Annotated in this window: 20 protein-coding genes and 3 pseudogenes; 14 read left to right on the top strand and 9 right to left on the bottom strand. The window is 68.2% G+C overall.

Annotated elements, in window-relative coordinates; translation table 11 throughout:
* Nucleotides 1-1,016: 1,016 nt before the first annotated feature.
* From ACGFI8_RS38275 to ACGFI8_RS38245, 7 genes and pseudogenes are all read right to left on the bottom strand, one after another.
* Nucleotides 1,017-2,069, bottom strand: a complete 1,053-nt coding sequence (locus ACGFI8_RS38275) for a hypothetical protein (RefSeq protein ID WP_392812173.1) — start codon at nt 2,067-2,069, stop codon at nt 1,017-1,019.
* A gap of 112 nt (nt 2,070-2,181) precedes the next feature.
* Nucleotides 2,182-2,415, bottom strand: a pseudogene (locus ACGFI8_RS38270) (site-specific integrase); the annotation flags it as partial.
* A gap of 3 nt (nt 2,416-2,418) precedes the next feature.
* Complete coding sequence (locus tag ACGFI8_RS38265; protein WP_392812171.1) at nt 2,419-3,630, bottom strand: ISAs1 family transposase; 1,212 nt, start codon at nt 3,628-3,630, stop codon at nt 2,419-2,421.
* A complete protein-coding gene (xerC, locus tag ACGFI8_RS38260) occupies nt 3,551-4,849 on the bottom strand; it encodes a tyrosine recombinase XerC (protein WP_392812169.1) in 1,299 nt (432 codons plus the stop codon). The genes ACGFI8_RS38265 and xerC overlap by 80 nt, the downstream gene beginning before the upstream one ends.
* Entirely contained in the window at nt 4,849-5,055 is a 207-nt protein-coding gene (locus ACGFI8_RS38255) for an excisionase family DNA-binding protein (protein ID WP_392812168.1), read from the bottom strand. Before ACGFI8_RS38255 ends, xerC begins: the two co-directional genes overlap by 1 nt.
* Nucleotides 5,048-6,670: pseudogene (locus ACGFI8_RS38250) on the bottom strand (replication initiator). Before ACGFI8_RS38250 ends, ACGFI8_RS38255 begins: the two are co-directional and overlap by 8 nt.
* Before the next feature lie 255 nt (nt 6,671-6,925).
* On the bottom strand, nt 6,926-7,519 hold the full coding sequence (locus tag ACGFI8_RS38245) for a DUF3558 family protein (protein ID WP_392812166.1): 594 nt from the start codon (nt 7,517-7,519) through the stop codon (nt 6,926-6,928).
* A 446-nt stretch (nt 7,520-7,965) separates the two neighbouring features.
* Here ACGFI8_RS38245 and ACGFI8_RS38240 point away from each other — a divergent pair, with 446 nt between their 5' ends.
* The 7 genes from ACGFI8_RS38240 (at nt 7,966) to ACGFI8_RS38210 (ending at nt 14,944) form a co-directional block, all read left to right on the top strand.
* A complete protein-coding gene (locus ACGFI8_RS38240) occupies nt 7,966-8,910 on the top strand; it encodes an ADP-ribosylation family protein (protein WP_392812164.1) in 945 nt (314 codons plus the stop codon).
* 173 nt (nt 8,911-9,083) lie between these two features.
* Entirely contained in the window at nt 9,084-9,725 is a 642-nt protein-coding gene (locus ACGFI8_RS38235; RefSeq protein WP_392812162.1) for an SIMPL domain-containing protein, read from the top strand.
* A gap of 346 nt (nt 9,726-10,071) precedes the next feature.
* A complete protein-coding gene (locus tag ACGFI8_RS38230) occupies nt 10,072-11,670 on the top strand; it encodes an IS1634 family transposase (RefSeq protein ID WP_392812161.1) in 1,599 nt (532 codons plus the stop codon).
* 273 nt (nt 11,671-11,943) lie between these two features.
* Nucleotides 11,944-12,600, top strand: coding sequence for a hypothetical protein (locus tag ACGFI8_RS38225; protein WP_392812159.1), 657 nt, complete (start codon nt 11,944-11,946; stop codon nt 12,598-12,600).
* 33 nt (nt 12,601-12,633) lie between these two features.
* Nucleotides 12,634-12,900 carry a hypothetical protein gene (locus ACGFI8_RS38220; protein WP_392812158.1) on the top strand — a complete coding sequence of 89 codons (267 nt, stop codon included), beginning with the start codon at nt 12,634-12,636 and terminating at the stop codon, nt 12,898-12,900.
* Between the two features lie 76 nt (nt 12,901-12,976).
* A complete protein-coding gene (locus ACGFI8_RS38215) occupies nt 12,977-13,939 on the top strand; it encodes a magnesium transporter CorA family protein (protein ID WP_392812156.1) in 963 nt (320 codons plus the stop codon).
* A 375-nt stretch (nt 13,940-14,314) separates the two neighbouring features.
* Entirely contained in the window at nt 14,315-14,944 is a 630-nt protein-coding gene (locus ACGFI8_RS38210; RefSeq protein WP_392812155.1) for a hypothetical protein, read from the top strand.
* A gap of 114 nt (nt 14,945-15,058) precedes the next feature.
* On the opposite strand, the pseudogene ACGFI8_RS38205 reads toward ACGFI8_RS38210, so the two are convergent.
* Nucleotides 15,059-15,289: pseudogene (locus ACGFI8_RS38205) on the bottom strand (helix-turn-helix domain-containing protein); the annotation flags it as partial.
* Between ACGFI8_RS38205 and ACGFI8_RS38200 the strand changes: the two are divergent.
* From ACGFI8_RS38200 to ACGFI8_RS38185, 4 genes are all read left to right on the top strand, one after another.
* Entirely contained in the window at nt 15,280-15,951 is a 672-nt protein-coding gene (locus ACGFI8_RS38200; protein ID WP_392812153.1) for a hypothetical protein, read from the top strand. The pseudogene ACGFI8_RS38205 and the gene ACGFI8_RS38200 sit on opposite strands and share 10 nt — an antisense overlap.
* A 220-nt stretch (nt 15,952-16,171) precedes the next feature.
* On the top strand, nt 16,172-17,170 hold the full coding sequence (locus ACGFI8_RS38195; protein WP_392812152.1) for a sensor histidine kinase: 999 nt from the start codon (nt 16,172-16,174) through the stop codon (nt 17,168-17,170).
* A complete protein-coding gene (locus ACGFI8_RS38190) occupies nt 17,167-17,826 on the top strand; it encodes a response regulator (protein ID WP_392812150.1) in 660 nt (219 codons plus the stop codon). The genes ACGFI8_RS38195 and ACGFI8_RS38190 overlap by 4 nt, the downstream gene beginning before the upstream one ends.
* A gap of 347 nt (nt 17,827-18,173) precedes the next feature.
* Nucleotides 18,174-18,758, top strand: a complete 585-nt coding sequence (locus ACGFI8_RS38185) for a hypothetical protein (protein WP_392812149.1) — start codon at nt 18,174-18,176, stop codon at nt 18,756-18,758.
* Between the two features lie 420 nt (nt 18,759-19,178).
* On the opposite strand, the gene ACGFI8_RS38180 is transcribed toward ACGFI8_RS38185, so the two are convergent.
* A complete protein-coding gene (locus tag ACGFI8_RS38180) occupies nt 19,179-20,147 on the bottom strand; it encodes a hypothetical protein (RefSeq protein ID WP_392812148.1) in 969 nt (322 codons plus the stop codon).
* A gap of 145 nt (nt 20,148-20,292) precedes the next feature.
* Here ACGFI8_RS38180 and ACGFI8_RS38175 point away from each other — a divergent pair, with 145 nt between their 5' ends.
* The 3 genes from ACGFI8_RS38175 to ACGFI8_RS38165 form a co-directional block, all read left to right on the top strand.
* Nucleotides 20,293-20,817, top strand: coding sequence for a SigE family RNA polymerase sigma factor (locus tag ACGFI8_RS38175; protein WP_392812146.1), 525 nt, complete (start codon nt 20,293-20,295; stop codon nt 20,815-20,817).
* The gene (locus ACGFI8_RS38170) at nt 20,814-22,109 is read left to right on the top strand and encodes a hypothetical protein (protein WP_392812145.1); all 1,296 of its coding nucleotides are present in this window, start codon (nt 20,814-20,816) and stop codon (nt 22,107-22,109) included. The genes ACGFI8_RS38175 and ACGFI8_RS38170 overlap by 4 nt, the downstream gene beginning before the upstream one ends.
* A gap of 416 nt (nt 22,110-22,525) precedes the next feature.
* On the top strand, nt 22,526-24,128 hold a 1,603-nt coding region (locus ACGFI8_RS38165; protein WP_392812144.1), incomplete at its 3' end, for a putative Ig domain-containing protein.

Here is a 24,128-nt window from a genome sequence, read left to right as displayed (position 1 = left end):
CCAACACCAGTCGTGCAGCTGTCCGAGGTGCCCGCACCGGCTGCGGTGGAGGCGCCGGCCGGGACGCAACAATCTTCCGGCGCCGGTGGCGGGGATGTTCGTCGGCCGCGACAACGCCTTGACCGATCTTGACCGGAAGTTGGCTGCCGGTGGTGGGGTGATCGGTCAGGCGGTGCGCGGTCTGGGCGGGGTGGGCAAGACCGAGCTGGCGTTGCGGTACGCAGTGCAGGTTCGGTCCGGACAACCGCAGTGGAGTCGTCACCTCGGCCGAGCTGCAGTTGCACGGGCCGAGGATACCGAGCGCGAAGTGCCGCATGCTATCGATGCGTCTGAGCGGTCGGTTCACCCCGGCGGACCGGACCCGCGCGGATCGCGGCACTATGCGGGTGATCTTCGATCACCTGCGCCCTGGCGGGCCGCGTAAACGTGATATGTAGCGTGATCGAGGCACTGCGTGCCCCGATTGAGGAGACTCACGATCACCTACATATCAAGCAGATGAGTGAATTGATCAAGTACCTCCACCGGTCGGGCTGTAACCCACCGTAGTCGTCTTGTCTCGACACATTCGGATGTGGGCGAGACTACGGAGTCCGCGCGGGCGTGGGCTCCACATGATCGGTTGCTCGCTGGTTGCTCGGATGTTCGCTACCTGGAGCGGACGGACCCGTACGGCTCAGGAACTTCCGCGTGCCATCCAAAGGGGGCATTGGCATTTGCGGGGAGCCGAGCCCGCTGACCAGCACGGACGTTGTCAGATCGACTCGGACGCGCCGGGCCCTTCACGGACTTTTCCTTGCTGTGCTTGGCTTTGAGCTAGTTGATCGTCCACTTCGGACTTTTAATCCGTAGGTTCAGGGTTCGAGTCCCTGGCGGCCCACAGGTTTCCCAGGTCAGAGCCGGTGCCCCAGGCGCCGGCTCCGCCGTCTCAGGCCGCGTACAGCAGCGAAGTACAGCAGTGGGTTCGTTCTGCGCCTGAGTCCGCAGGTGGGTCCCGCCAGCAGTAGTCCCGCCGGCTACGCCGGACTTGGGCTACCGACGCCTGTGAGATCTTGAAAAGCTGCGGTCCCGGAGTAGCCGATGAGAAAGCCAACGAGCGCGCCGCCCCAGAAATCTTCGATTGTGACAAACGATTGAGTTTCAGACTTCCGAGCGGAGAACACCGCCGCAGCCATGCTCAGTATGGAAGCTAGACCCAGCGACACTAGCGCTGACGTGGCATCGAGGCTGCCGAGATCTCCCGACGCCTGCTGAAGCAGTCGACCTATCGAACCGACGATTGAGCCCGAAATGGAGCCCAGCATTACCGACAGCATCGCAGTACGGATGGCAACGGTAAAAGGTACGGTGTTCGAGTAGATTTTGGGCTTCGAATCGGGCGGCTCGAAGCTGTAATGCACGATTAGATTTAGCCGATATTCGGCGGGAAGGAAGAATGGACTCCGCCGTGTGGTAAGAGTGATGGTCATAGCGTCTTCACATCCCGGCATTAGGGCCGAACCTTCGGGAAGTGAGCCGCGCAAGGTTACATAGCCCTGCTCGCCGGACCCCTCAATTGTTACCATTGAACCATCACGCGCGGCAACATAAACCCGCCGGTTGCCGGCGCGGACGTTGGCGCTCGAGCCGTCTCGCAGGCTAACAGTGATGGAAGACGCTTCGGAGGTCATGCCTACGCGCTGCTCTTCAAGCAGAGTAATTTCCGACCGAAGGTCGATTATGTGATCGCTTACATCCGAATCCGAACCGTCCTTCTCTAGGCTTCTAAGCGCGGCTCGCTTCTCGTCGATGAGTTTCGAGATCGCGGCGATCTTGGCGGGAATGCCTTCGGGCTGCGCGTCATCCTTTGCTATGCGCTGAATTATCGGTGGGTCTCCGAGCTTTTGATGTACCGAAGCTGGGAGATTGGTGACTACGCGATGGATCCAGACCGGACGATCAAATGGGTTCTTCACATGAAGATAAAGAGCGAAGTCTGAACCCGAGAAGATTTGAGGTGATGACAGGTTAACGACGAGATCGAGGAGGCCTTGCCTGACGTCGGCGCTCTCCGGATTTTCTGGCGTCAAGTTTGGCTCCTAGGCTAGGAAGTCGTTCGTACAGCTTCGATCCTCTTCAACGGGAATGCCTCGCCCGATCGGTGCTTCTTTACTCGTCCAACTGGCGCTGAGGTCGCCGAGATTAGCTGGCTGCGGGGCTGGTGATGCTCGCGGCCAAACGCTTAAGAGCGTCCCGGGTCTTCTTCGACGAGACCTGGGTGTAGATCTCCATCGTGATCGAAAACTTGGCGTGGCGAAGGATCTGCATCGCCACCCGCGGGTGAACGTCTAGGTCAGCCAGCATCGAGCCGCAGGTACGGCGCGCGTCGCGGACCGTGATGCGTGGGACGCCGGCCGCGTAGCAGCGTCGATCCCAGGGTCATTGCGTTGTTGGGTAACCGCTGGTCACGGCGTCTATGAGGTCGTGTGAGCGACGGTTGGCGCGTCGGTTGGCGCGGGCAATGTTGGTGTCGCCGTTGGTGCGGTGGTAGCCGATCGCGGTGTTACGCAGGGTGGCGATGACGGCTGGTCCGGTGCCGGTCCGGGCTTGGTGTGCGTCTTCACGAAACGTGACGTCCCGTACGTGGTGGAGGCGGTTTTCGATGTGCCAGGCGCGGCGGATCCAGTCCTGCAGGTCGGCGGGCTGGGCGTCGGCGGCGGGCAGGGACACGGTGAGGTAGGCGGTTTCCCGGCTGGTCCGGCCGGCGACGATGCGGGTGCGGGTGATCCGGATGGCCTGTTCGGCGTGGGGGAAGCTGATCCCGCCGGGCGTGTGCAGGGTGAGAGCCTTGACGGTGCGGGTCTCGCGGCGGCCGTGACCGCGGTCGCGGGTGCGGTCCCCGGCTGGGACGTGGGCCCAGGGCAGGCGTTTGAGCTGCGTGTGCAGCGTCGGCTGGTTGGCTTTGACCTGGATGAGCAGGTGCGCGCCACGGGCGGCGACGTCGGTGGCGTGGGCGGTCTGCGTGTGCAGGGCGTCGGCGACGAAGATCACTCCGGTCAGGTCGCCGAGCATGGTGGCGACGGCGTCGAGCAGCGGCGCGCACGCCGGGATTTCGTTGCTTTTCGCGGCGATGGTGACCTGGGCCAGGACGATGCCGGTGGCGGTGTCCAGGGCGGAGAGCAGGTGGACGTGGCCGCCGTCGGGGCGGTGGGCGCCGCGCAGGGCTTTGCCGTCGATGGCGATGACCTGCCGGTATCGGCGTGGCCGCTGCGGGGTCGCCGGTCGGCTGCGGGTGCGCAGCCAGCCGGCCAGGACGCCGGCGAGGAGTTCGGCGTCGAGGCGGGTCAGCAGCCGCCACATCGTGGTGTCCGCCGGGATCCGGTGGAAGCCGAGGCGGGTTCTGGCCTGTTCATCGAGGTCGTGCAGCCAGTCGCTGATCGCGGCGAACGACGACGCACCGGCCAGGACGGCGCAGACCGCGACGGTGAGCAGACCGGCGAGGGGATACCGGATCCCGCGCGGGTCACGCGGATCCGGGACCGCGGCCAGGGCGTGCAGGAGCCCGCCGCGTTCACCATCGGTGATGGGGGCAGGCCCGGAGTCCGCGGCGGGCGCGGTGACAGACAGTGCGGGGATGAGGGATGATGCCATCTGCGGGTGAGGTCCTTGCGAGATCACGGGGCGTCGAGAACTCCATGATCACCGATACGGTCTCACCCGCTTCTGCGGCCTCTACCAGGCCCCCTCGCCGCACGAATCCCCTGCTCAGCGCCTCACCGATCGATGATGCAATCGCCCTGGCGTCGATCCCAGTACCGATTGAAGTTCCGCGGCTCGATCGGCGTCCCGAACCGGGTGGTGAGCAGTAGCCGCAGCCCGTGCCACAGCTCGCCAGCCTCCGTGCTGTCCCGTTCGGCGTCGAGGTGACGCTGCCGAACCGCGACCGCACAGATCGGCGGCACGGGAGGCCGGCGTCGGACAGGGGCGTCTTCGTCTCGCGGTACAGGAGCTCGTTGCCGATCCGCTGCAGTTGCCGATCAATCTGTAGCGTCACCTCGTACTCGGCGACGCACTCGACGCAGAACGCCACCCGGTGCGGCTTGCAGCGCCGGTCCCAGCCGGCCCAGTCGATCGCGTCGTCGGTCAGGCCCAGCATCTCGCCTTTGCGGAGCCCCAGGACCAGGACCAGGACGTAGGCGGCGTACAGCGGATCGCCGTCCTGCCGAGCGGACTCCAGGAACCGGCGCGCCTCATCCGTGCTCCACGAGCTGCGCCGGGCGGGCCGCGACACCGGCAGTCGGAGGTGCTTGGCCACGTTGCGAGTTGCCGAGTCCTCAACGATCGCCTGGCCGAGCATCGAGCGCAGGGTCCGCCGAATGTGTCCCAGCGAGGCCGGCGACAGCAGGGACCGGCAGCACCGCCCGAGCGCGCAGCAGCGGCGCTTGCCCTTCGGCCGGCGGGCGTCACGGCCCTGGGCGCAGCACTGGCAGGTCCGGGCGACCTCGTTGATCCAGGTCTGCGCGTCCCGCGACGGCAGGTTGAGCTTCTTCTTGCCGAGGCCCGGGACGATGTACAGCCGACAGGCCACCTCGTACGCAACGTACGTGCCGGGCGACAGGTTCGGCTTGACGATCTCCTCCAGCCAGTACGCCGCGTACGAGCCGATCGTGGGCGTCTTCGTCGCCACCGGCCCGTCGTTCGCCTTGGCGTGCAGCTTGACCCACTTGTCGTGGACCTCTTCGCGCGTCTTGCCGTAGACGTACTTCCGGCCGCGCTTGCCGTCCGGCTTCGTGACCCACACGTACGCCGCGAACCCGTTGCGGTACGGGTAGATCGAGCCCTCCCCGTTGGCGCGTGCACGACTCGCCATCAGGCCGCCTCCTGCCGCTCGATCTGGTCCCGGATGTACTCGTCCACCCACTCGGGCAGAATCCGGCGGTACTTGCCGTCCTTGACCGATCGCAGCTCGCCAGTCGCGATCTTCATCTTCACCTTCGAGATCCCGAACCCGAGCAGCACCGCCACTTGAGCCGGCGACAGCCACTTGGGCGCAAACGCTGACGATCGATCAGTCACGCTGCGACACCTCCCCGTGGTCGTTGGTTGCCGAAAGATCTGCCGTCGCGTCGTACTGCGCGGCGCGATCGCGTGCGGCGTTCAGCGCGTTGCGCCACTGGATGCGTTGGGCGAGCGCCCGTAGCAGGCGATGCCGCATCGGCGGCATGTCCGGGTCGTTGGTCCGCGCGAGTTCCCAGGCGACCGGCGTCGGCGTGCCCGGCTGGACCTCGCCGACGATCGGGACCTGGTCGACGCCGGCCGAGACGCCGAGCAGCGCGCGGACCCAGGCGCGGGCGTCGTAGCGGTGATCGGCGAGGGTCTTGCCCGACCAGTCCCGCGAGACGAGGATGCGCCGCCCGCCGATGCCCAGCGTGGAGCGCTGATGGACGCGGCCCTTGCAGTTGCCAGGCCGCAAACGGGCGTGTGCCTTCTTCGGTTGGATGCCGTAGAGCAGCCAGTTCGCGCATCGGTCCGAGCAGGGCGTGACTCGCAGTTCGCGCCAGAAGCGTTCCAGGTGGTCGCGTTGCCGGTCGGTGGTGACGGCGTGGCAGTCGGCTGCGGATTTGGTGATGTACTTCGTGATGTAGCCGATCGTGCGGTCGACGTTCTTGTCGTCCGCGGTTACGCCCTCGGCGCGGATCTGGGCGCCGAACCGGATCACGTGCCGGCTCGTCCTCGATCGCGTCCAGCGCCTCATCCCAGTCGGTCAGCGGTTGACCACTCTCGGCGTCGCACCACATCTCGGCGTCGGAGTCCCAGACCGGCCGGCAGGTGGGCGCGTCGACCTTTCCTGGTGGTACGTCGCGGCGGCTACCTCCCGCAGCACCGCCCGGGCGATCGTGCCGCGGATGGCGAAGTGCGCGTGCGGGGCCAGGCGGCGTTGCGGCTCGACGCAGCCGGCGTACTGGACGTTCCAGCCGACGCAGCGGCGCAGGTTCTGCCAGAACCGGTCCAGCAGCCGCGGGAACGCGATCGCATCCCAGGCCGCACGGCGGTAGTCGTACGTGCTCGGGTCGACCGGGGAGCCGTCCGGTCGTACGGGGCCGTATGAGTCGAGCGTGACGGTTAGCCACATCGACGGCCGGTATTCGGTGCCGTCCGGGGCGGTGTAGACCCGGCCGACCGTGCGCGGGTCGACCTTCTGCCGCGGCAGGGCCGGGGCGTCCTGGCGGCGTTTGGTGGAGCGCTGCCGCTTCGGCTCCGTCGGCTTGTCGTGCGCCCGGGCGACGCTGCCCCGCAGCCCTTCGGCCGCGATCGTCTCTTCCACCTCGCGGATGGCGTGGTCGACCTCGTCGACCTGATCCCACAGCGACTCCCGCACGGCCTGATCGCGGGCGTGTTCCAAGTGGGCGCGGAGGCTGATCAGCGCCCGCTGCCCGTCGGTGGCCGGTTCCGGGGCGGGGGCGGGTTCGTCGGTGCGTTGCCAGCCCTCCCGGATCTGAACCTTGCGCAGCCGACGAGCCCGCTTCGCGCACGGCGGGCACTTGTCCTCCCGTGTGGCGCCGCACGGCACGTCGATGATCTCGGTCTTGCCGGTGTCCAGGTCGGTGCGGCGCAGCCCGACCGGCCGCAGGCACACGCCGTACTCGGCGGCCATCTCCTTGACCACGTCCGCCGCCAGGGGGATGAGCATCCGGGCGGCGCGGGAGCCCGGGCGGGGCTGCTCGTCCGGTTCGAGCCCGGGCAGTGCGGTGACGGTCAACGGCGCCCACAGGGTGCGCGCGACCATGTCGCGCAGCTCGGCGGCGATCCGAATCCGCTCCGCGAACTCAGCAGCCGCCCGGGTCGGCGAGCACGTCGCAGCCCGTGCCGTGGCCGATGACGACGACCTCCTTGCCGTCCTAGTCGTCGAGCGGGTCGAGGGACGGCCACGTTGGCGAGGGCGGCGTCAGCGGGTGGCGGCGAGGAGCCGGGGGAGAATCTGCGCGGCCGCGCGCCGTTCCACCTGAAGGTTGGCCTGGTCGGTCGGCTCCGACGAGACGTAGACGTCCACGTCAAGGCCGTCCTGCCAGACGTACAGGTGGCCGCTGAGCGAGTAGGCCGTCGTGCCTACGCCGAGAGCCGGGGTGGCCTCGCGGTTGCGGACGTCGAAGTTCTCCCGGGTTTCCAGGCTTACCATGATGGTCAGCTGGCCCTGCGACAACTGCCACTGGCAGTACCGCGAGCCGCCCGAGTTGCCGCCGTCGTCCGTCATCAGCGTGACCTGTTCGCCGGTCAGGCCGTTCACCTCCGGCTTCGACATCAGTGTGCAGATGTCCGGCAGTGTGCCCGGCCCGCGCGACCCGGATGGCGCGGCCGAAGCGGATGTCGAGGCCGGCCGCGAGGCGGCCGCAGAGGGCGAGTGCGCCGGCGCGGAGGAGAAGGCCGCAGGGGCGGAGCCAACGGGCGCGGCGGCGGTGGTACCGGTGCTCGGCTTGTTGCAGGCGCTCAGCGCGAGCACGCTCGCGGCGGCCGCGGTCAGGATAATGATCCGGTGTGACATGGTGACTCCTCGGGGTCGTCGCTGCTGCCCCCACGACGCTGCCGGACCGGTCGCGCCCGCGGGGCAGAGCCGGCCCGGACTGGCACGCTTCGGGGAGGACCCACCTCGGACACTCAGTCCCAGTGGGAGGCGTTGGCGTCCGAGACGGTGCCGGGGCGGGTCCACGACGACGCAGACGGGCAGGCCGGCCGGGTCGCGCACGACCTGCCAGTTCTCGCGCAGGTCGCGGCTCGCGGCCGACGGCTCCAGCCGCGCGACCTCTACCGCCAGGTCGACGCCGGCCGCGTCCAGTGCTGGCTCGCCAGGGCGTACAGGATCTCGAGGTTGCGGGTGCGGGGCGCCCAGAACGGTGACCGCCGGTCAGCGGTTCCGATCATGCGGAGAATGGTCCGGTTGGGCGACGACATCGACTTCGTCGATGTCGGCATCGTCGCTACCATGCTGCGGTGCGAACGCGGACGGAGGAACGGCGTACTGCGGCGCTGGTGACGATGTGGGAACGCTTTCCTCTGGTCGCCGAGCGAGTGCGCCGGGGACACGGGCTACGGATGCCGCGCCATCTCGCCGTGTTCGCCGCGTTCTGGGCAAGCGTCAACGACGCCGAGCGTGAGGCGTTGAGCGACTTGATGGTGAGCCCGTGGGGTGTCACAGAATACTTCGGCGATGACGGTTTACGGCTGGTCGCCCGCGACGAACTGGACGAACGACTCCATGCCCGGTTCCGGCGGGACCCAGCCGAGTTCGTCACCGTGCTCGCGGGCGGCTCCGACGGACTGCACTACGGACTCTGGTACGACGACCCGGCGGAACTGCCGTCCGTGATCGCGCACAACTGGGCCAGGGACTCCGCCGAGACCTGGGCGTGCGGTCCGCCCACCCTGCTGGGGGTGTTGCGCGGCAGGGCGGATGCGATGCTGTCCGACTACGGCGACACGGGTGAGCAGGCCGAGCGGATGCGGGCCCTCATCGCGGCACTTGACTGGTTCCACGCCGCGGATCGGGAGGCGTTGAGCGCCGATGGGGAACCGCGGTGGGCGTCGGCGCGACGATCGTACGGCGCTGTCTCGCTCTTCCCAGCGCTGCCACCGGGCAGCGGGGATCCACGTCTGACGGAATCGAACGATCGCCTCTCGGCCCTTCAGAGTGATTCGGCGCAAGGGGCGCGCTGGATCGCCGACGCCGAGGGCGAACTGGCCGCCGGACGACCCGCGCTCGCCCTGGCCATCGGCGGTGAGCTGCATTGGCTCGACCACGACCAGTACCGGCGGCAGGAGCTCGATCTGCTCGTGCGCGCCTACCGGATGCTCGGCCGAGACGCCCTCGCCGACATCGCTGAGATCCACGCCGGGCGGAGGGATTTGACCTCGGTGGATGTCCTCGTCCGTCCTTGATACGAGGTCAATGGCCGACGGTGCAGACCGCCCCAGTGCACTGTTCTGGTCGCGATCCGCTCGTCACACTGAGTTTGCCGTGCGTGCGGACCCTGCCCGACCGCGCCGCCGTCCGCTGATGAGGCCTGTCGCTGGGGCAGCATAGCGGCGCGCGATCTGCTTGGATCGCGGTCATGCAGATGGTGGAACGTCCATGGGGGATCACCGCGTTCGGTGCGGCCAGCGTGAAGGCCGTCCCGGACCTCGTGCGAATGCGGTTCAAGATCGTGCGCGTGGAGCAGACCCCGGCCGCCGCGTTCGAGGCAGCCCGCGCTGCCGTGCGGGCCGTGCGCGGCACACTGCGGGAGCGCGGGATCGGCGACGCGGCGGTCGATGGTTCGCGCCTGGATCTCAAGACCGCCACCCAGTATGTGAACGGGACCCACAAGTTCGTCGGCTACCAGTGTCAGGCCGCCTTCGCGGTCGAGTCCAGCGCGTTGGACGACGTCGAGCCGTTGCTCGTCGATGTCGTCGCGGCCGGCGCTAACGAAATCGAGGGCGTCGACTTCGACGTCATCGCCAAGCGCGAACTGCGGGCCGAGGCCAGACGCAAGGCCATCACCGCTGCCCGAGCCAAGGCCGACCTCTACGCCGAGGCCGCCGGCGTTCGCGTCGGCGCCGTGCTGCACATCGAGGACGTCGACCCGGAACAGCCGGGCACCTCCCGGTACCGCGGTCACGCCGAGGCCGCCGCCACCACGGCCCAAGACCTGGCCCCGGGCCACATCGTCGTCTCCGCCGCAGTGATCCTCGGCTACGCCGTGGCCCGCGAGTGACCCCGCCGCTCAACAGCGTTCCCGCCAAGGTCGTCGAGCGGACAAATCGACGGCGATCGTACGACACGTGCATCGAGGCGGTTCTCGACCGCTGGTTGTGCTGACGACGATGGCGTCTTCATCGAGCCGGACGTTGATGGCGCTGTCCAGTCGGTGCACGGTCCACGCGAACGCGTGCTGGAAGTCCGCCTCCGAGTGGAGCGCTAGACCCGTCTTTCGCACATGGTTGTGAGTGGCGGCGTGCGGTGTTGGTGGGTTGGGGTGGTTAGCTCTGTCTATGGGTGTTGGTGGTTCGTCTCGGGGTCGTGTGGTGGGTGGGCGGCGGGCGGAGCTCACGGTGGTATCGGTGTTGGAGAAGCGGTTGGGGTCGTTGCCGGTGATCGCGGAGTTCTCGCGCCGGCTGGACATCGCGGGCGTCATCGACCGGGCCTGCCCGGTTCGGGACGTGGCCATCGCCACGCATGGTCAGGTCGTCGAGGTGCTGATCGCGAACCGGTTGACGAACCCGTCCGCGATGGTGGGGATCTCGGCGTGGGCGGCGGCGTGGGCGGTCGAGGAGGTCTACGGGCTGCCGGCCGCGGTGCTCGGTGATGATCGCCTCGCCCGGGCATTGGATGCGATCGCGCCGCACCTGGACGGCATCGTCGGGTCGGTCGGTGCGGCGGCGATCGAGGCGTTCGGGATCGACGTGTCCCGGCTGCACTGGGACATGACGAGCGTGTCGCTGCACGGCGCCTACGACGAGGTCGACGACGGGTTCCCGGCGCCGGGGTGGGGACATCCGAAGGACCGCCGCAGCGACCTGAAACAGATCCAGGCCGGGATCGCGGTCGCTTCCGACGGTGGTGTCCCGATCTTCCATCAGGCCTACGACGGCGGCGCCGGGGAGGTCTGCCAGGTCGTCGAGGCGATGCAGCACATGCGGGCGCTCGCCGGGCAGCGCCGGTTCCTGCTGGTCGGGGACTCGAAACTGCTGTCCTACAGCAACATCACCGCGATGCACGACGCGGGAGTCGCGTTCATCGCGCCCCTTGGGGCGGCACGGGTCCCGGCCGGGCTGTTCGCCTCGCTCGACCCGGGCCGGGCCGTGCCGGTGGACTACACGGCGCAACGCGACGTGGGCAAGCCCGCCGACCGGCGCGGCGCCTACCGGGTCCTCGAGGACATCATGGACATCCCCGGACCCCGCAAACGCGACCCGGTCCACCACCTGCGGCGGGTCCTGGTCCACTCCACCGCGAACCAGACCGCCGCCGCCAAGGCCAGAACCCTCAAACTCGACAAGGCCCGCACCGAACTGGACACCCTCGTGCGCACCGCGGGCACCCGCTATCACCCCGACACCGCTGCGGTCACCGCGAAAGCCGACCAGATCAGCCGGCAACGCCGCATCAGCGCCTACCTGCGCACCCAGGTCACCACCGACACCGCCACCGGCAAACCCGTCTTCGCCTGGCACTTCGACGAAGCAGCCATCGCCGCCGAGGCCGCGACCGACGGTTGGTACGCCCTGCTGTCCAATCTGGACCCCGACGAGGCCGACCCCGCCGAAATCCTGCGCCGCTACAAGGCCCAACCCGCCGTGGAACAACGCTACGCGACGATCAAAGGCCCCCTCGCGGTCACGCCCATGTTCCTGCAACACAACCGGCGGATCACCGCACTCATCACCGTGATCTGCCTCGCCCTGCTCATCTTCAGCCTCATCGAACGCGAAGTCCGCACCAACCTCGCCCGGCAAGGCCACACCGACATGGTCGGGTTCTACGCCTACGACAACCGAGCCACCCGACCCACCGCACGACTCATCCTGCAAACCCTCCACGACCTACGACTCATCCCCGCCCACGACCAGCAGCCACCCAAAATCCCCCATCCCGGATGGCTGCAAGCCCAACTCCTCGCACTCCTCAACGTCGATCCAACCCAGCCACGCTGGCCATAAACCACCGCTCAAGACCATGTGCGAAAGACGGGGCTAGACGTGTTCTGCGTAGCTCGTCCATGACCGTGGTCAGCTCGGCCGATCCTGCCAGCAGCAGCACCTCGTCACAGTGGCACAGCCGGTATACCCGGTGCAGCCGTCGAACGGAGGAGGCTGTTCGGGAGCGCCCCATCGGTGGGCATGACCGTGCAGCCTGTCGGATGCTCCGCCCAGGAGGGATGCACCATAAATTTGGGGCTGTCAACTTGAGCGTCTGTTAGTACGCTCTCGGCCGTGGTGGACGCGACAGCGGTTCAGGAAGCGCTGGCCAACCTGGCGGCGCGGTTGGTAACCCCGGTGGATTTCATCACCATCCATCGCGCCAACAAGGACGAGGCGAAGCGGAACCCTCAGTACCGGAGCATGAGGTACGGCGCTTTCCTTCAGGCGTACGGGCCGTTCGAGATGTTCTTCAACGACCTCATCGGCGCCCACGGAGGTCCCCGGCAAGGCACACCGGCGACCATGGACCGGATACGTGAGCGGATCGGTCAGCACCTCGGGGTCCCCAACGTGACCCACCAGTGGCGGGCCCGAGTCCGAGCGCAGCCCGAGCCTGGCCGCGGCGGGCGCTGGCTATGGACCACCATCCAGACACAGCAGCTGAGTGACTACCTCCGCGACGCCAAGGCAGTCCGCAACCGGCTCGCCCATGGTGACGATCCGCAGACTGCGCCGAATGCGTCCGGGACGCTCTACGACCGCAAGGACGGCAAGACCTCCATCACGCTGATGTGGGTCGAGGGCTTCGTGCAGGCGACACAGGACTTGGCCACGATCACCGCTCTCGAGCTCACCAGCGACACCACACTCATCCCGGACTGGCCGGTGCCACCTCGCACCAAGGTAAGTGCGAACCCTCCTCCACCGCCGTACCCGCCGACGTCGTAGCGGCAGGGGCGGGGCGCCCGCTGCCAGCCGGGCGTGGAACGCTTCGAGGCCCTGGTCGACGGACCGGCCGTGAACGTACGCCGCTCGGTGACGGCCGGTGCGCTGGTGGTGCCGTCGATCGCGGTCAGGGCCTGGGAGGCGTCGTCCGAGCCGTCCTGGATAGTCGAGCGGGACGGCCAGACGTTGGTGGCCATCCGCCCTGACGCGCAGGGAAGCATTACATCGATCGGCGTGCACAGGTCGCGGGCCACCGACGGGACGCCGCCCCGGCGGCGACAGGCCGTCGCCTGCCGCAGGTAACGTGGCCGTTGAATCCCCGAGGTGCGGACTGTACTGAGCTCTGGCGTCCGCGCGAGCTGAGCTGTGGAGCGTAGCCATGCGGATCATCGACTCGATTGACGATGCACTCATCACAGAGTTGTGCGATAGGCACGAGTTCTTCTGGCTGGACGTCACCGGCCCGACAGCCGAGCAAGTCAAGCGACTGGGCGCCGTGCTGGGGCTGCACCCGCTGGCGGTGGACGACAGCATCCGGTTCGGGCAGCGACCGAAGCTTGACACTTACGCGGAGACGGCGCTGCTGGTGCTGCAGGGCGCGGTCGAATCCCAGCCGGAGGACGAGAACCCGCATCCCCTCGAGGAGATCCACTGCTATATCAGTGGGGACTACATCGTCACCCTGCACCGCGAGCCGTATCCGCCGCTGGAGCAGCTGAAGACGCTGGTCCAGCGCATGACGGCGTCCAAGAGCGAGCAGTATTACGTGTACAAGGTCGTCGATGCCATCGCGGACAGCTACTTCCCGATCCTCGCCGACCTCGACGAGGAGATCAACGACCTGGAGAACACGATCGTCGCCGGGGCCGGCCGGCGCCAGCTAGAGGAGATTTTTCGGCTCAAGCGAGTACTGATGCAGCTACGCAAAGCCGTCGTGCCGATGCGAGACGTCTTCGCTCGCCAGGCCGAGGCGATCGCCGACCTGGCCGGGCTTGAGGCTGACAGCCACGACTACTTCCGGGATGTCTACGACCACCTGATCCGCATCGCGGACGAGCTGGATTCCTATCACGAGATGGTCGCAAGTTGCACCGACCTCTATCTCTCCATGGTCGCCAACCGGCAGGGAGAGATCTCCAAGCAACTGACGGTGATCGCCTCGATCTTCCTGCCATTGAGCTTTCTGACCGGATTCTTCGGAATGAACTTCGATTGGGAAGGCAACCATCTCCTCAGCGGGGTGTGGACCTTCATCGCGCTCGGCCTGGGGACGATGGCTGTCGCGGCCGGAGCGATGTGGTGGTGGTTCCGTTACAACGGCTGGACCAGGTCTGACAACTAGGTGAAGCCGCCGCGGCGCACCTGGGCAGCGCGGCCGGACAAATCCCGCACGTAGCAGCGGTAGTGCCAGCTGCCGTGGCCCCGTTCGGGCAATCGGGTGCACCCGGATGCCCAATCGGCGACCGGTCGCCGTGTCGCGGCAGCCGCATTGCTTGAACACGCCCGACATCGCCATCGCAACCTCCCGAGCAGCCAGAAGTCCCCGGTGCTCAGCGTCAATGACCGGCGGGAAGCAGCACGTCACCCCATTGGGTGACGGCTGGTGCGCTGACCAACGTTCACCGGGTTTTGTCGTACCCCGTGTGACGGGTTGGCGTGCCGCGACCCCACGGCACCGTTCCCCGGACGCGTGGCGCGGCCTGTATGGTCGGCGATCATGAAGATCACGATCGCCATCGTCCTCGCGGTCGCGTATGGCTGGCTGACCGGCCGGATTCCCGCCCCCGAGGACCCAGGTACGTTCTGGATCGGCAACCTCGCCGCCCCGTACCTGATGATCGGCTTCCTGGCCAGCGCGTGGGCGGCCCGCAAGGCTTGGTCGGCCACCCTGACCGGCGCCGCTGCGGCAGCCGTGACGGTGTGCGGCTTCTACAACATCTTCGCGGTCGGCATCGACGCCCGAAACAAGTGGGGCCTGCCGCCGTCAACGCCGGAGTCGACCGCACTGCGCGTCGCGTACGAGCACTGGCTGCGCCTGCTGCTGTTCGGCGTCCGCCCTTGGCTGCTGATCGGCCTGGTGACCGGGGCCGTGGCCGGCTATCTCGGCTACCGGTGGGTGGCCCGGCGCGACCGCCTGGGCCCGGTACTACTGGGCGTCGGCCTGATCGTGGAGCCCGCCGTTTACTTTGCCAAGCTGAGCCCGAACATCGGCTTCACCGAATACCCCTACCGCCCGGTCAACGTCGCCATCTGGTTGGCCGAGGCCCTCATTGGTGCCGTGGCCCTGGTCTACGCCCTGCGCCGTTCGCGCGGAAAGACGCCTGCGGTGCCGCCGGACGCGAGCTAATGCGCTGACCAAGAACCCGGGTCTGGGTGTCACGCGGCTTGCGTTCGTAGGCGTCCCCAGCGTTGTTGGCGTTCGATACGGATGCGGGCTCGTTCGCGGCGTTGGGCGGCCAGGACCCAGCGTCTTCGGCCGGGCCTTGGCCGTCTTGACGAGGTAGGTCTCATCGTCGGGACTGATACGGCGGGGACGGCCACCCGCCCAGTTAGGGTCCAGCGGCCGCAGCCGGATCTCGTTGAACCGGTGGATCACATCCCGCACGGTGTCCTCATGCGCGGCCACAAGGCGGGCGATCGCCGGCACCGGCGTCTCGCTCGCGCGGCGGAGCCGCTCGCTCGTTGGAGGGATGGCTGAAGATCGCTCCCGGCGGCGATGAGCCGGGGCGGGAAAGGTCAGAGGATCGACACGTCAATCACCCCGCGTCTCCGGGAGTCATCGTGAATATCGCAAAGGCATCCTTCCTCGCCGCACCCGCCCTGATGGCTGGGTACGGGGTGGTCCGGCTGACGGACAGTGAGCACGGCCCCGGCTTCGTGTGGACCTTCGGGCACCTGTTGATGCTGGCCGGTCTTGTCATGTTCGGCTGGGTGTTCGCCGGGCTGCGCCGCGCGGTACCGGGCAGAACCGCGAAGGCGTTCGGGGCGATCGGGTTCGTCGGGCTCGGTGCGGTCATCGTGCAGATCTGCGTCGACATCGTCGTCGGATTCATGTCCAGTGACGCGGCGACCAAGGACCACAACTTCGAACGGTTCCAGGAGATCCCCGGCGTGCTTCCGGTTGTCTACACGGTGGTGCCGCTGTTCTTTTACGTCGGGCTGCTCGCATTGACGACCCTGGGTGCCGTCGTGCGGCCGCGCTCGTTGCCGTGGTGGACCCCTGTGCTGATCCTGGTGGGCACCGCCGTTGCCGGGGTGAACCTGGACTATATTCCCGAAGCTGGCGTCCTGTACCTGATCGCCTTCCTGCCACTCGTGCTGCGCACCACCCGGACCGCGCCGGTGGGCGCTTGAGGACTGCGGATCACCGGGCTGTACCGACGGCAGATCTGTGGAGTGGATTGGATGCGATCTGATGACCGTCGGAGAGCTGCCGCTGTGGCGGCGCCTGCCACCGTCGTGGCAGCCGTTCGTCGCGGACGCTGGCGTGGCGTTGGTGGTGCTCGCGGTGCTGTACGTCCCACTGGTGATCCCTCGGCCGCAGCAGCCCGGGCCCTACTCGCCGTGGGCCTGGGTGCTGCTGGCCGGGTCGGCGCTACCACTGGTCGTCCGGCGGCGGTTCCCCATCGTCTGTCTCGTCGTCATCTACCTCTCGCTCGTCGCATACAACAGCGTTGACCGGGCGGTGTCCCAACCGATCGGCTGGGGAGTGCTGGTGGCCATCTACTCGATCGCGTGGGTCGGCCGGCGCTGGCATCAGGTCTGTGTCATGGTGCTGATCGCCGTGACCAGCCTCGCCAGCGTGAAGAGCCCGACAACCGCAGCGATCGGACTGCTCACCTGCTCGGCGGCGCTGCTGCTCGGCACGCTCGCCCGGCGCCGCGACATGCGCCTGCGGGAGCTGGCCTACCGCGCCGGGCAGCTCGAACGCGACCGGGAGGCTCAGGCGGCGCACGCGGTGGCCACCGAGCGGGCCCGGATCGCCCGGGACATGCATGATGTGCTCGCCCACGCGGTCAGCTTGATGATCGTCCAGGCGGAGGCGGGAGCGGCGGTCGTGCGTACCTCACCGGAGCGGGCGGAGAAGGCGCTCGACGCGATCGCCGGCGCCGGTCGGGACGCGATGGTCCAGCTCCGCCGCACGCTGGGCATGTTGAAGGAGGATCAGGACACGGGGGTCCGTACGCCGCAGCCGACCCTGGCCGCCATTCCCGTACTGATCGACCAGGTGCGCGAGACCGGGGTGGCGGCGTCCTTTACGGTGTCCGGTGCACGGCGTGCGGTGCCGCCGGACACCGAGGTGGCCGCGTACCGGATCGTCCAGGAGGCCTTGACCAACACGCTCAAGCACGCGGCCGCGCGTACGGTGACGGTCGCGCTCGACTGGGGGGATGAGCTCATCATCACGATATGCGACGACGGTTCCGGCGACAGCGCGCTCGGCATTGCGGGGGCCGGTAGCGGGCTGATCGGCATCCGTGAGCGCGCCGCGGCGTGCGGCGGTTGGGCGGACGCGCGGGCCGGCACACACGGCTTCACCGTGACCGCATCCCTCCCGGTGACGGCCCGATGAGCATTCGGATCGTTGTCGCCGACGACCAGGAATTGGTGCGTGGCGGATTCGCGATGATCCTGGACGCCCAGCCGGACTTCGAGGTCGTGGCCGAGGCGTCCGACGGCGTGGAGGCGGTCGCCGCTGTGCTGCGCCACCAGCCCGACGTGGTGCTGCTCGACATTCGGATGCCGCAGATGGACGGCATCCAAGCAGCCCGGCGGGTGTGCGCCGAGACATCGACTCGGGCCCTGATGCTGACCACCTTCGACCAGGACGATTACGTCTACGACGCGCTCTACGCCGGGGCCAGCGGTTTCCTGCTCAAGGACGTCCGACGCGACGACCTGGTGCACGCCGTCCGGGTGGTGGCCGCCGGGGATTCGCTGCTGGCACCGGCCGTGACCCGGCGACTGATCGCCGACCTGACGGCACGCCGGCCGCGTAACGGGTCGCCAGCGATCGGCCTGGAGGCACTGACCGTGCGGGAGCGGGAGACCCTGGGACTGCTCGGTCGTGGCCTGTCCAACGCGGAGATCGCCGCCTCGATGGTGGTCAGCGAACATACCGTGAAGACACATGTCAGCAACGTACTGAGCAAGCTGGCTCTGCGTGACCGGGTACAGGCCGTCATCGCCGCGTACGAATCCGGCCTGATCGCCCCCGGCTCGGCCTGAGGTCGAGTATCCGGGCCCCGCAGAGGACGCGATGCCGAGCCAGCACACCAGCGCCAGGCTGGTGGCCACGATCCGCTCGCGTAGCCGGTCCAGATGCTCGTCCACGGTGTCCATGATGGACAGTGCGGTGCCCACCTGCCGCCCATCAGTCGCACGCGGCTGGCCCGGACCACACCCGCTTGGAGGTTGCTGCTGCGGCTCGGTGGTGTGGTGGGGTGCGGTTGGTCTGAGGTCCTGGTGATGAGGGGACGTGAGTCCCGGATGGTTGGGGAGGTTCGGCACGAGCGCCCGGTGCGGGCTCGGGATGACGATGGGTGTGTCAACGGGAGCACGGCAGGAGGCCGGAAATGCGCACCGCACACATCCACCAGGTTAACCACCTCGAGCGGGTCGAGGCCCCGGGGAGCATGCTCACCAAGACGGCCGCCAAGGCACTGGCGGTGCTGCGCTACGCCACCGGGTTCGTCTTCCTGTGGGCGTTCGCGGACAAGACCTTCGGGCTGGGCTACTCGACCCCGGAGGCGAGGGCCTGGATCCATGGCGGTAACCCCACCAAGGGTTTTCTGGCCTCGGTCGATACGGGCCCGTTGCAGGGCTTCTTCCACACTATCGCTGGTACCTGGTACGCCAACTGGCTGTTCATGCTCGGCCTGCTCGGTATTGGCGTGGCGTTGACCGCCGGGATCGGGCTGCGTATCGCCGCCGCGTCCGGCACGCTGATCATGGCCGGTATGTGGCTGGCGGAGTTCCCCCTGGCCCAGCACACCGTCAAGGGTGCCCCGACCGGTTCGACCAACCCGCTGACCGACTACCACGTCATCTACGCGGCGGTGCTGATCGTCCTGGCCACGGCCTACGCCGGTCACACCTGGGGCCTCGGCCGCCGCTGGGCCAAGCTCCCCCTCGTCCAGCGCAACCGGTGGCTCATCTGAACACCCGCACCACCCGCGAAGCCCGGGGAGACAGCCGACGGCTGCCTCAACCGGGCTTCAGCGTGCGACCGCGCAGGAGACCGTAGCTCTTCTCCACAGCGCCGGCACCGGCCGGCGGTCGCGCGAGGCAACAACGGGACTTGGTCACCGAAGCATGCGCGTCCGGATCGTTCCTGGATCGTGTCAGGAACGGATAGACCGTGTTCCGATGATGCTCGCGAGCGGCCCGGCGACGGCGTCGACGTGCTCGATGCGTGGCTCGAACGGGTCGGCCGGCGCATGCGCTGAGCGGCAAAATCACACGCCGAGCAGCCACCGTCCACACCGGACTGGCCGGCAGCGCAAAACGCGGCCTGCCGGGGAAGCCAGCGGGCCGCGGTGTGCGAGGCGGTCAGGGACGCGAACCGGTTCGTCAGACGTTTACTTGCCGTAGGTGCCGGTCGACCACAGCACGGCGTGGTCGGTGTTGCGGTAGAGGACCAGGTTGCCGTCGTCCTGGAGTACCAGGGTGCCGGCGCCCTTGCCGTAGGTGTTGGAGGCCCAGGCGACGCCGCCCTCGGACTTGTAGGCCACGAGGTTGCCGTCAGGCTGGTTGACGAACCACGAGTCGGCCCGCATGCCGAAGGCCCACAGCGCCGTCTTGCCGTTCTTGTACAGCACGAGGTTGCCGTCGAAGTCTTGCAGGACCAGCGAGTAGATCCCGTTCGGTGAGGTGATCTTCTGGCCCAGCACGAGCGCCTGCCCGGTGTTGAGCTGGTGCGCCCTGGCGGCGGGTGACGGCGGGGCCGGTGCGTGACAGCACGTGTTTGACGCCCAGATCACCCTGTGGTCTTCATCGGCGTAGTACACGAGATTGCCGTCGTTCTGTAGCACCAGGGTGGCCGCCCGGCCGTTGATGTCGGCCGCCCACCAGTAGGCCTGATGGTGCGAGTCGTACGTGGCCACGAACCCGGAGTACTGGGTGTTGTACAGGTACTTGACGGCGGAGTTCATCCCCGCCGCCCACAGCGCCCGCTTGCCGTACTCGTAGAGCACCAGGTTGCCGTCGAAGCTCTGCAGTACCAGTGAGAAACGCCCGTCCGGCGAGGTGATCCGGTCCCGGCTGGTGCCCGCGACCAGGCCCTGACCCGGTTTGATCCGGTCGCTCGCCGTCGGGCCGGGCGGCAGGCAGCCGTCCGGCCACTGCCAGTAGCCGAACGCGACCTGCGACCAGTTGACCCAGCTGCCGAGCGAGGTGGACAGCGTCACCCAGGCACTGACCTCCTCGATCTCGTCCGACGGCACGACCGCCGACGTCGACTGCCCAGGCTGCAGCGTGCCCTCGGCCGCGATGAAGTCGCCGTGCCGGATCTGGTAAGGCAGGGCCACGCCCCCGGCCGGATTCCGCATGCTGACCAGGCTGGTGTGGCCGCATTGGTACGTCACCGAGCCGGTCGGCATGATGGATGGCCCGATTTTCTGGCGCGGTAGCCGCTGACCCTTTCCGGCTCCTCCGTGCATCTACCGGTCGGAGGGCCCATGGAGGGGAGCACGGGTGCAGGTTGACGACGAGCACGAATACGTCGAGTACGTCCGGTTGCGGTTGCCACGGCTGCACCGGGTTGCGTACCTCGTCCTCGGTGACGAGCACCGTGCCCAAGACGCGGTGCAGAACGCGCTGACGACCCTGTACCGACGGTGGTCGCGGCGTGGCCAGGTCGACAACCTCGACGCCTACGTCCACACGATGGTCGTGCGGGCCTGCCTGGCCGACCAGCGCCGGCCCTGGGCGAGCGTCTTTCTGCGGGCCGAGGCACCGGACACCGAGGTCGCGGAGAGTGGCGGACTGGTCGACGAGCGACTCGCCATACGTCAGGCCCTCCGCTGTCTGCCGGAGCGGCAGCGGATCGTTGTCGTGCTGCGGTTCTTGTGTGACATGTCGATTGCCGACGTGGCCGCGACGCTGGGCCGGTCCGAGAACACGGTCAAGAGCCACACCGCGGCGGCGTTGCGCACGCTGCGTGACGCGTTCGAGCCGCCGGCCGCCGGTGTCGAGCCGCAGCTGAGGAGGTCGCTGTGAGCGCTGAGGAGAAGCTGCGGTGGTACGCCGCGCTGGACGACGTCCCGCCCCCGCGCATGCTGGCCGAGGACGTGCTCGTCACCGCCCGGAGGAAGGTCCGCAACCGACGCATCCGGTTGGCCGCGACGGCCGGGCTCGCCACCGCGCTGGTCCTGATCGGCGTCGCCGTCGCGGTGCCGCGCCTGGACGCCTCGCCGGTGCCGACGCACCCGTCGCCGTCGGTCGTGCCGTCGACACCGTCACCGACCGCCCCGCCGCTGCACTGCCGTGCCGAGGCGCTTCCCGAGCCGGGCGGCCTGACCCCGGCGCAGCGGATGGCGAGAGCGATCGACCCTTCGGGCCGGTACATCGTCGGCACGTACGCCTCCGGCCCGGACACCGTCGGCCTGCTCATGTGGACGGACGGCGACCTCCGGCAACCGGCCGCCGCGAAGGTGTTCGCGGCGACGGCCGTCAACAGTCGAGGCGTCGTGATCGGCAAGGCGCCCGACCGCGACGGCTACAAGCACGCCGCGGTCTTCCGTGACGGCAAGGTCAGCTTGCTGCCCCGACCGGCCGGAACGATGTACAGCTCCGCGTTGGCCATCAACACCCATGGCGACATCGTCGGCACTGTCAGCGGGAATGATCTTCCCAAGTACGGAGGCAGCACCGAGGACCTGCCGATCCTGTGGCCGGCAACCGGCGGCTACGTGTTGCTCCAAACCGGCCAGGACGACCTGTGGCCGCACACCGCCGCCGCCATCGGTGACGACGGCGTGATCCTCGGCACCGTACTGCGCAGCGGAGGCGGTTTCACCATCTCCCTGCCGTACCGGTGGAACGCCGACCGGACCGGTGCTCTCCTCCCACTGCCTCGCCCGCTGACCACCAAGTCCGCCGGCGTGGCCGCGATGGCCGGCCAATGGGCGGCCGGTTCGGCCGGCGACCTTCCTCGCGCGCAGGCCCCATCACCGGCGCCCAGCCTCGATGTCCATTTTGGAACTCCGCAGGCGCACGTCCGCTGGAACCTGGCCACCGGCGCGTTCGAAGAGCTGGGCATCTTCTCGCCGTACGGGGTCAGCGCCACCGGCGCCATGATCGGTGCCGACGATCCGTACGCGAGGACGCCGGCGGTCTGGCGCGGCGGAACCGTAACGCCGCTGCCGCTGCTGGACCCGGGGCGTTCGTTCATGGTGTACGGCGGCGTCTCCGCCGACGGCACCACCGCGTTCGGCACCATGATGCCGCCGGTGTCCACCACGTCCGGCGACCCGAAGGGCCCCTATGACATGGTGCGCTGGAGGTGCTGAGCGTGCGTGCGCCGAAGATCCCGCCTCGATTCAGGTTGCGGTAAAGATCACTGCGCCCAACAGCGGCAGCCACGTTCGTCCCACATCACGCAGGGTGTCAGCGACATCCCGTACTTCGGCGGCACTGACATAGACGACGTAGTACTCGTCGTGGAGATGCCGCCACCGAGCACCGCGTGTGACAACGGATACGCGCCGTTCGAGGGTGTCGCGGTCGACAGCGGATTGCCGGGGATGAACGGGGCAAATCGTCGCGCGGGGTCATTGCGGCTGAGATCAATTCCGCGAAGCTGCCTGGGGCCTTAACCTGGTGCTCAACTGAAATTTGGCCATGGGTCAATCTCGGACGCCTAGCTTCCGTAGGTCGGCCCGCGAACATCGGTGCCGAAATCCCCACCACCTGGAGGTCCGGGCCCATGTCCCGTGCGCTCATAGGGCGAGTCACCGTCGCCTTATCCTTGTCAGCAGCTGGTTTAGCCAGCCCGTTGTTCGCCGGCTCGGCGTCCGCCAATACGGCTGGGACGGGTCTGGTCATCAGTGAGGCGTACGTCAACGGTGGCTCGTCCGGTGCGAGCTACATCAACAAGTTTGTCGAGCTGTACAACCCGACGTCGAGTGCGATCTCGCTGAGCGGTGACACGCTGCAGTACCGTGCGCCGACGAGCACGGTCGTGCCGAGTGGTGCGCAGGTGTTCGCGTTGTCGGGGACGGTGGCCGCGCATGGTCACTTCCTGATCCAGTTGCCGAGTAACGGTGCCGGCGGCGATGCGCTGCCCGCGCCGGATTTGAACACCGGCGGGAGCATCAATCCGGGTGCGGGTGGTGGCACGCTGTTCATCGCGGCCAGCGCCGCGGGTGTGCTGCCCACCGACGTCTCGGTGATCGACAAGATCGGCTGGGGGAACAGCAACTCCCCGGAGGGCACCGCCGCGGCCGGGAACTCGGTCGTTTTGAGTTTCCAGCGGGACGCGGCCGGTACGGACACGGACAACAACGCCGCTGACTTCCGTACCGCGACGCCGACGCCGCAGAACGCGGCGTCCGACGGTGGCTCGGTGGCCGTCTCGGTGACGAACCCGGGCACGCAGAACGCGGCGGTCGGTGCGTCGCTGGCGCCGTTGACGCTCAGCGCGTCGGGTGGCAGCGCGCCGTACACGTGGACGGCGGCGGGGCTGCCCGCGGGTCTGGTGATCTCCGCGGCCGGGGTCGTTTCGGGGACTCCGACGGCGGCCGGGGTGTCGTCGGTGACGGTCACCGCGACCGACTCTTCCGGGGCGAGCGGGTCGGCGTCGTTCGACTTCAATGTCGCGACGGAGACGAAGGTCCTGCCGATCGCGGAGATCCAGGGCACGAACACCGACACGTCGCCGTACGTGGACAAGACCGTGACGACCGAGGGTGTCGTGACCGCCGTGTACCCCACCGGCGGGTTCAACGGCTTCTTCCTGCAGACCGGCGGCACCGGCGGTACCGAGGCCGAGGATGCCACGCCGGGTGCCTCCGACGCGATCTTCGTGTTCGGGTCGGGGTCGGTGGGCCAGGTCGCCATCGGTGACAGTGTCCAGGTCACCGGGACGGTCGCGGAGTTCCAGGGCGAGACCGAGATCACCTTCCCGGCCGTGACGAAGCTTGCCGCCGCGCTGCCCGCGGTCAAGCCGCTGCTGATCCCGTGGTCGCATCTGGCGACGGATGCGCAGAAGGAGGCGCACGAGGGTGAGCTGATCGCGCCCCAGGGCACGTTCACCGTGGCGGACAACTACAACGCGAACTTCTACGGCTCCTTCACCCTGGCCGCGGGTGACACGCCGCTGCGTCAGCCCACCGACGTGGGTGCGCCGGGCAGCGCCGAGGCGCAGGCCGCGGTCGCTGACAACGCCGCCCGGACGGTGACCCTGGACGACGGTGCGAGCTGGAACTACAGCAGCAGCGCGTACACCGGTGTGCCGCTGCCGTGGCTCACCCCCGGCAACCCGGTCCGGGTCGGGTCGAAGGTCACCTTCCACCAGCCGCTGATCCTGG

It is taken from the genome of Dactylosporangium sp. NPDC048998 (genome assembly GCF_043197855.1).
In the GTDB taxonomy this organism is placed as follows: domain Bacteria; phylum Actinomycetota; class Actinomycetes; order Mycobacteriales; family Micromonosporaceae; genus Dactylosporangium.
Note: the sequence above shows the minus strand (reverse complement) of the source record. Positions and strands in the feature narration are given on the sequence as shown.

Bases quoted from the DNA above. Each gene is read 5' to 3' on its own strand.
- ACGFI8_RS38265 (WP_392812171.1), bottom strand. From the start codon at position 3,630: ATGGCATCATCCCTCATCCCCGCACTGTCTGTCACCGCGCCCGCCGCG.
- xerC (WP_392812169.1), bottom strand. From the start codon at position 4,849: ATGGCGAGTCGTGCACGCGCCAACGGGGAGGGCTCGATCTACCCGTAC.
- ACGFI8_RS38245 (WP_392812166.1), bottom strand. From the start codon at position 7,519: ATGTCACACCGGATCATTATCCTGACCGCGGCCGCCGCGAGCGTGCTC.
- ACGFI8_RS38235 (WP_392812162.1), top strand. From the start codon at position 9,084: ATGCAGATGGTGGAACGTCCATGGGGGATCACCGCGTTCGGTGCGGCC.
- ACGFI8_RS38215 (WP_392812156.1), top strand. From the start codon at position 12,977: ATGCGGATCATCGACTCGATTGACGATGCACTCATCACAGAGTTGTGC.
- ACGFI8_RS38210 (WP_392812155.1), top strand. From the start codon at position 14,315: ATGAAGATCACGATCGCCATCGTCCTCGCGGTCGCGTATGGCTGGCTG.
- ACGFI8_RS38190 (WP_392812150.1), top strand. From the start codon at position 17,167: ATGAGCATTCGGATCGTTGTCGCCGACGACCAGGAATTGGTGCGTGGC.
- ACGFI8_RS38185 (WP_392812149.1), top strand. From the start codon at position 18,174: ATGCGCACCGCACACATCCACCAGGTTAACCACCTCGAGCGGGTCGAG.
- ACGFI8_RS38180 (WP_392812148.1), bottom strand. From the start codon at position 20,147: ATGCGGAATCCGGCCGGGGGCGTGGCCCTGCCTTACCAGATCCGGCAC.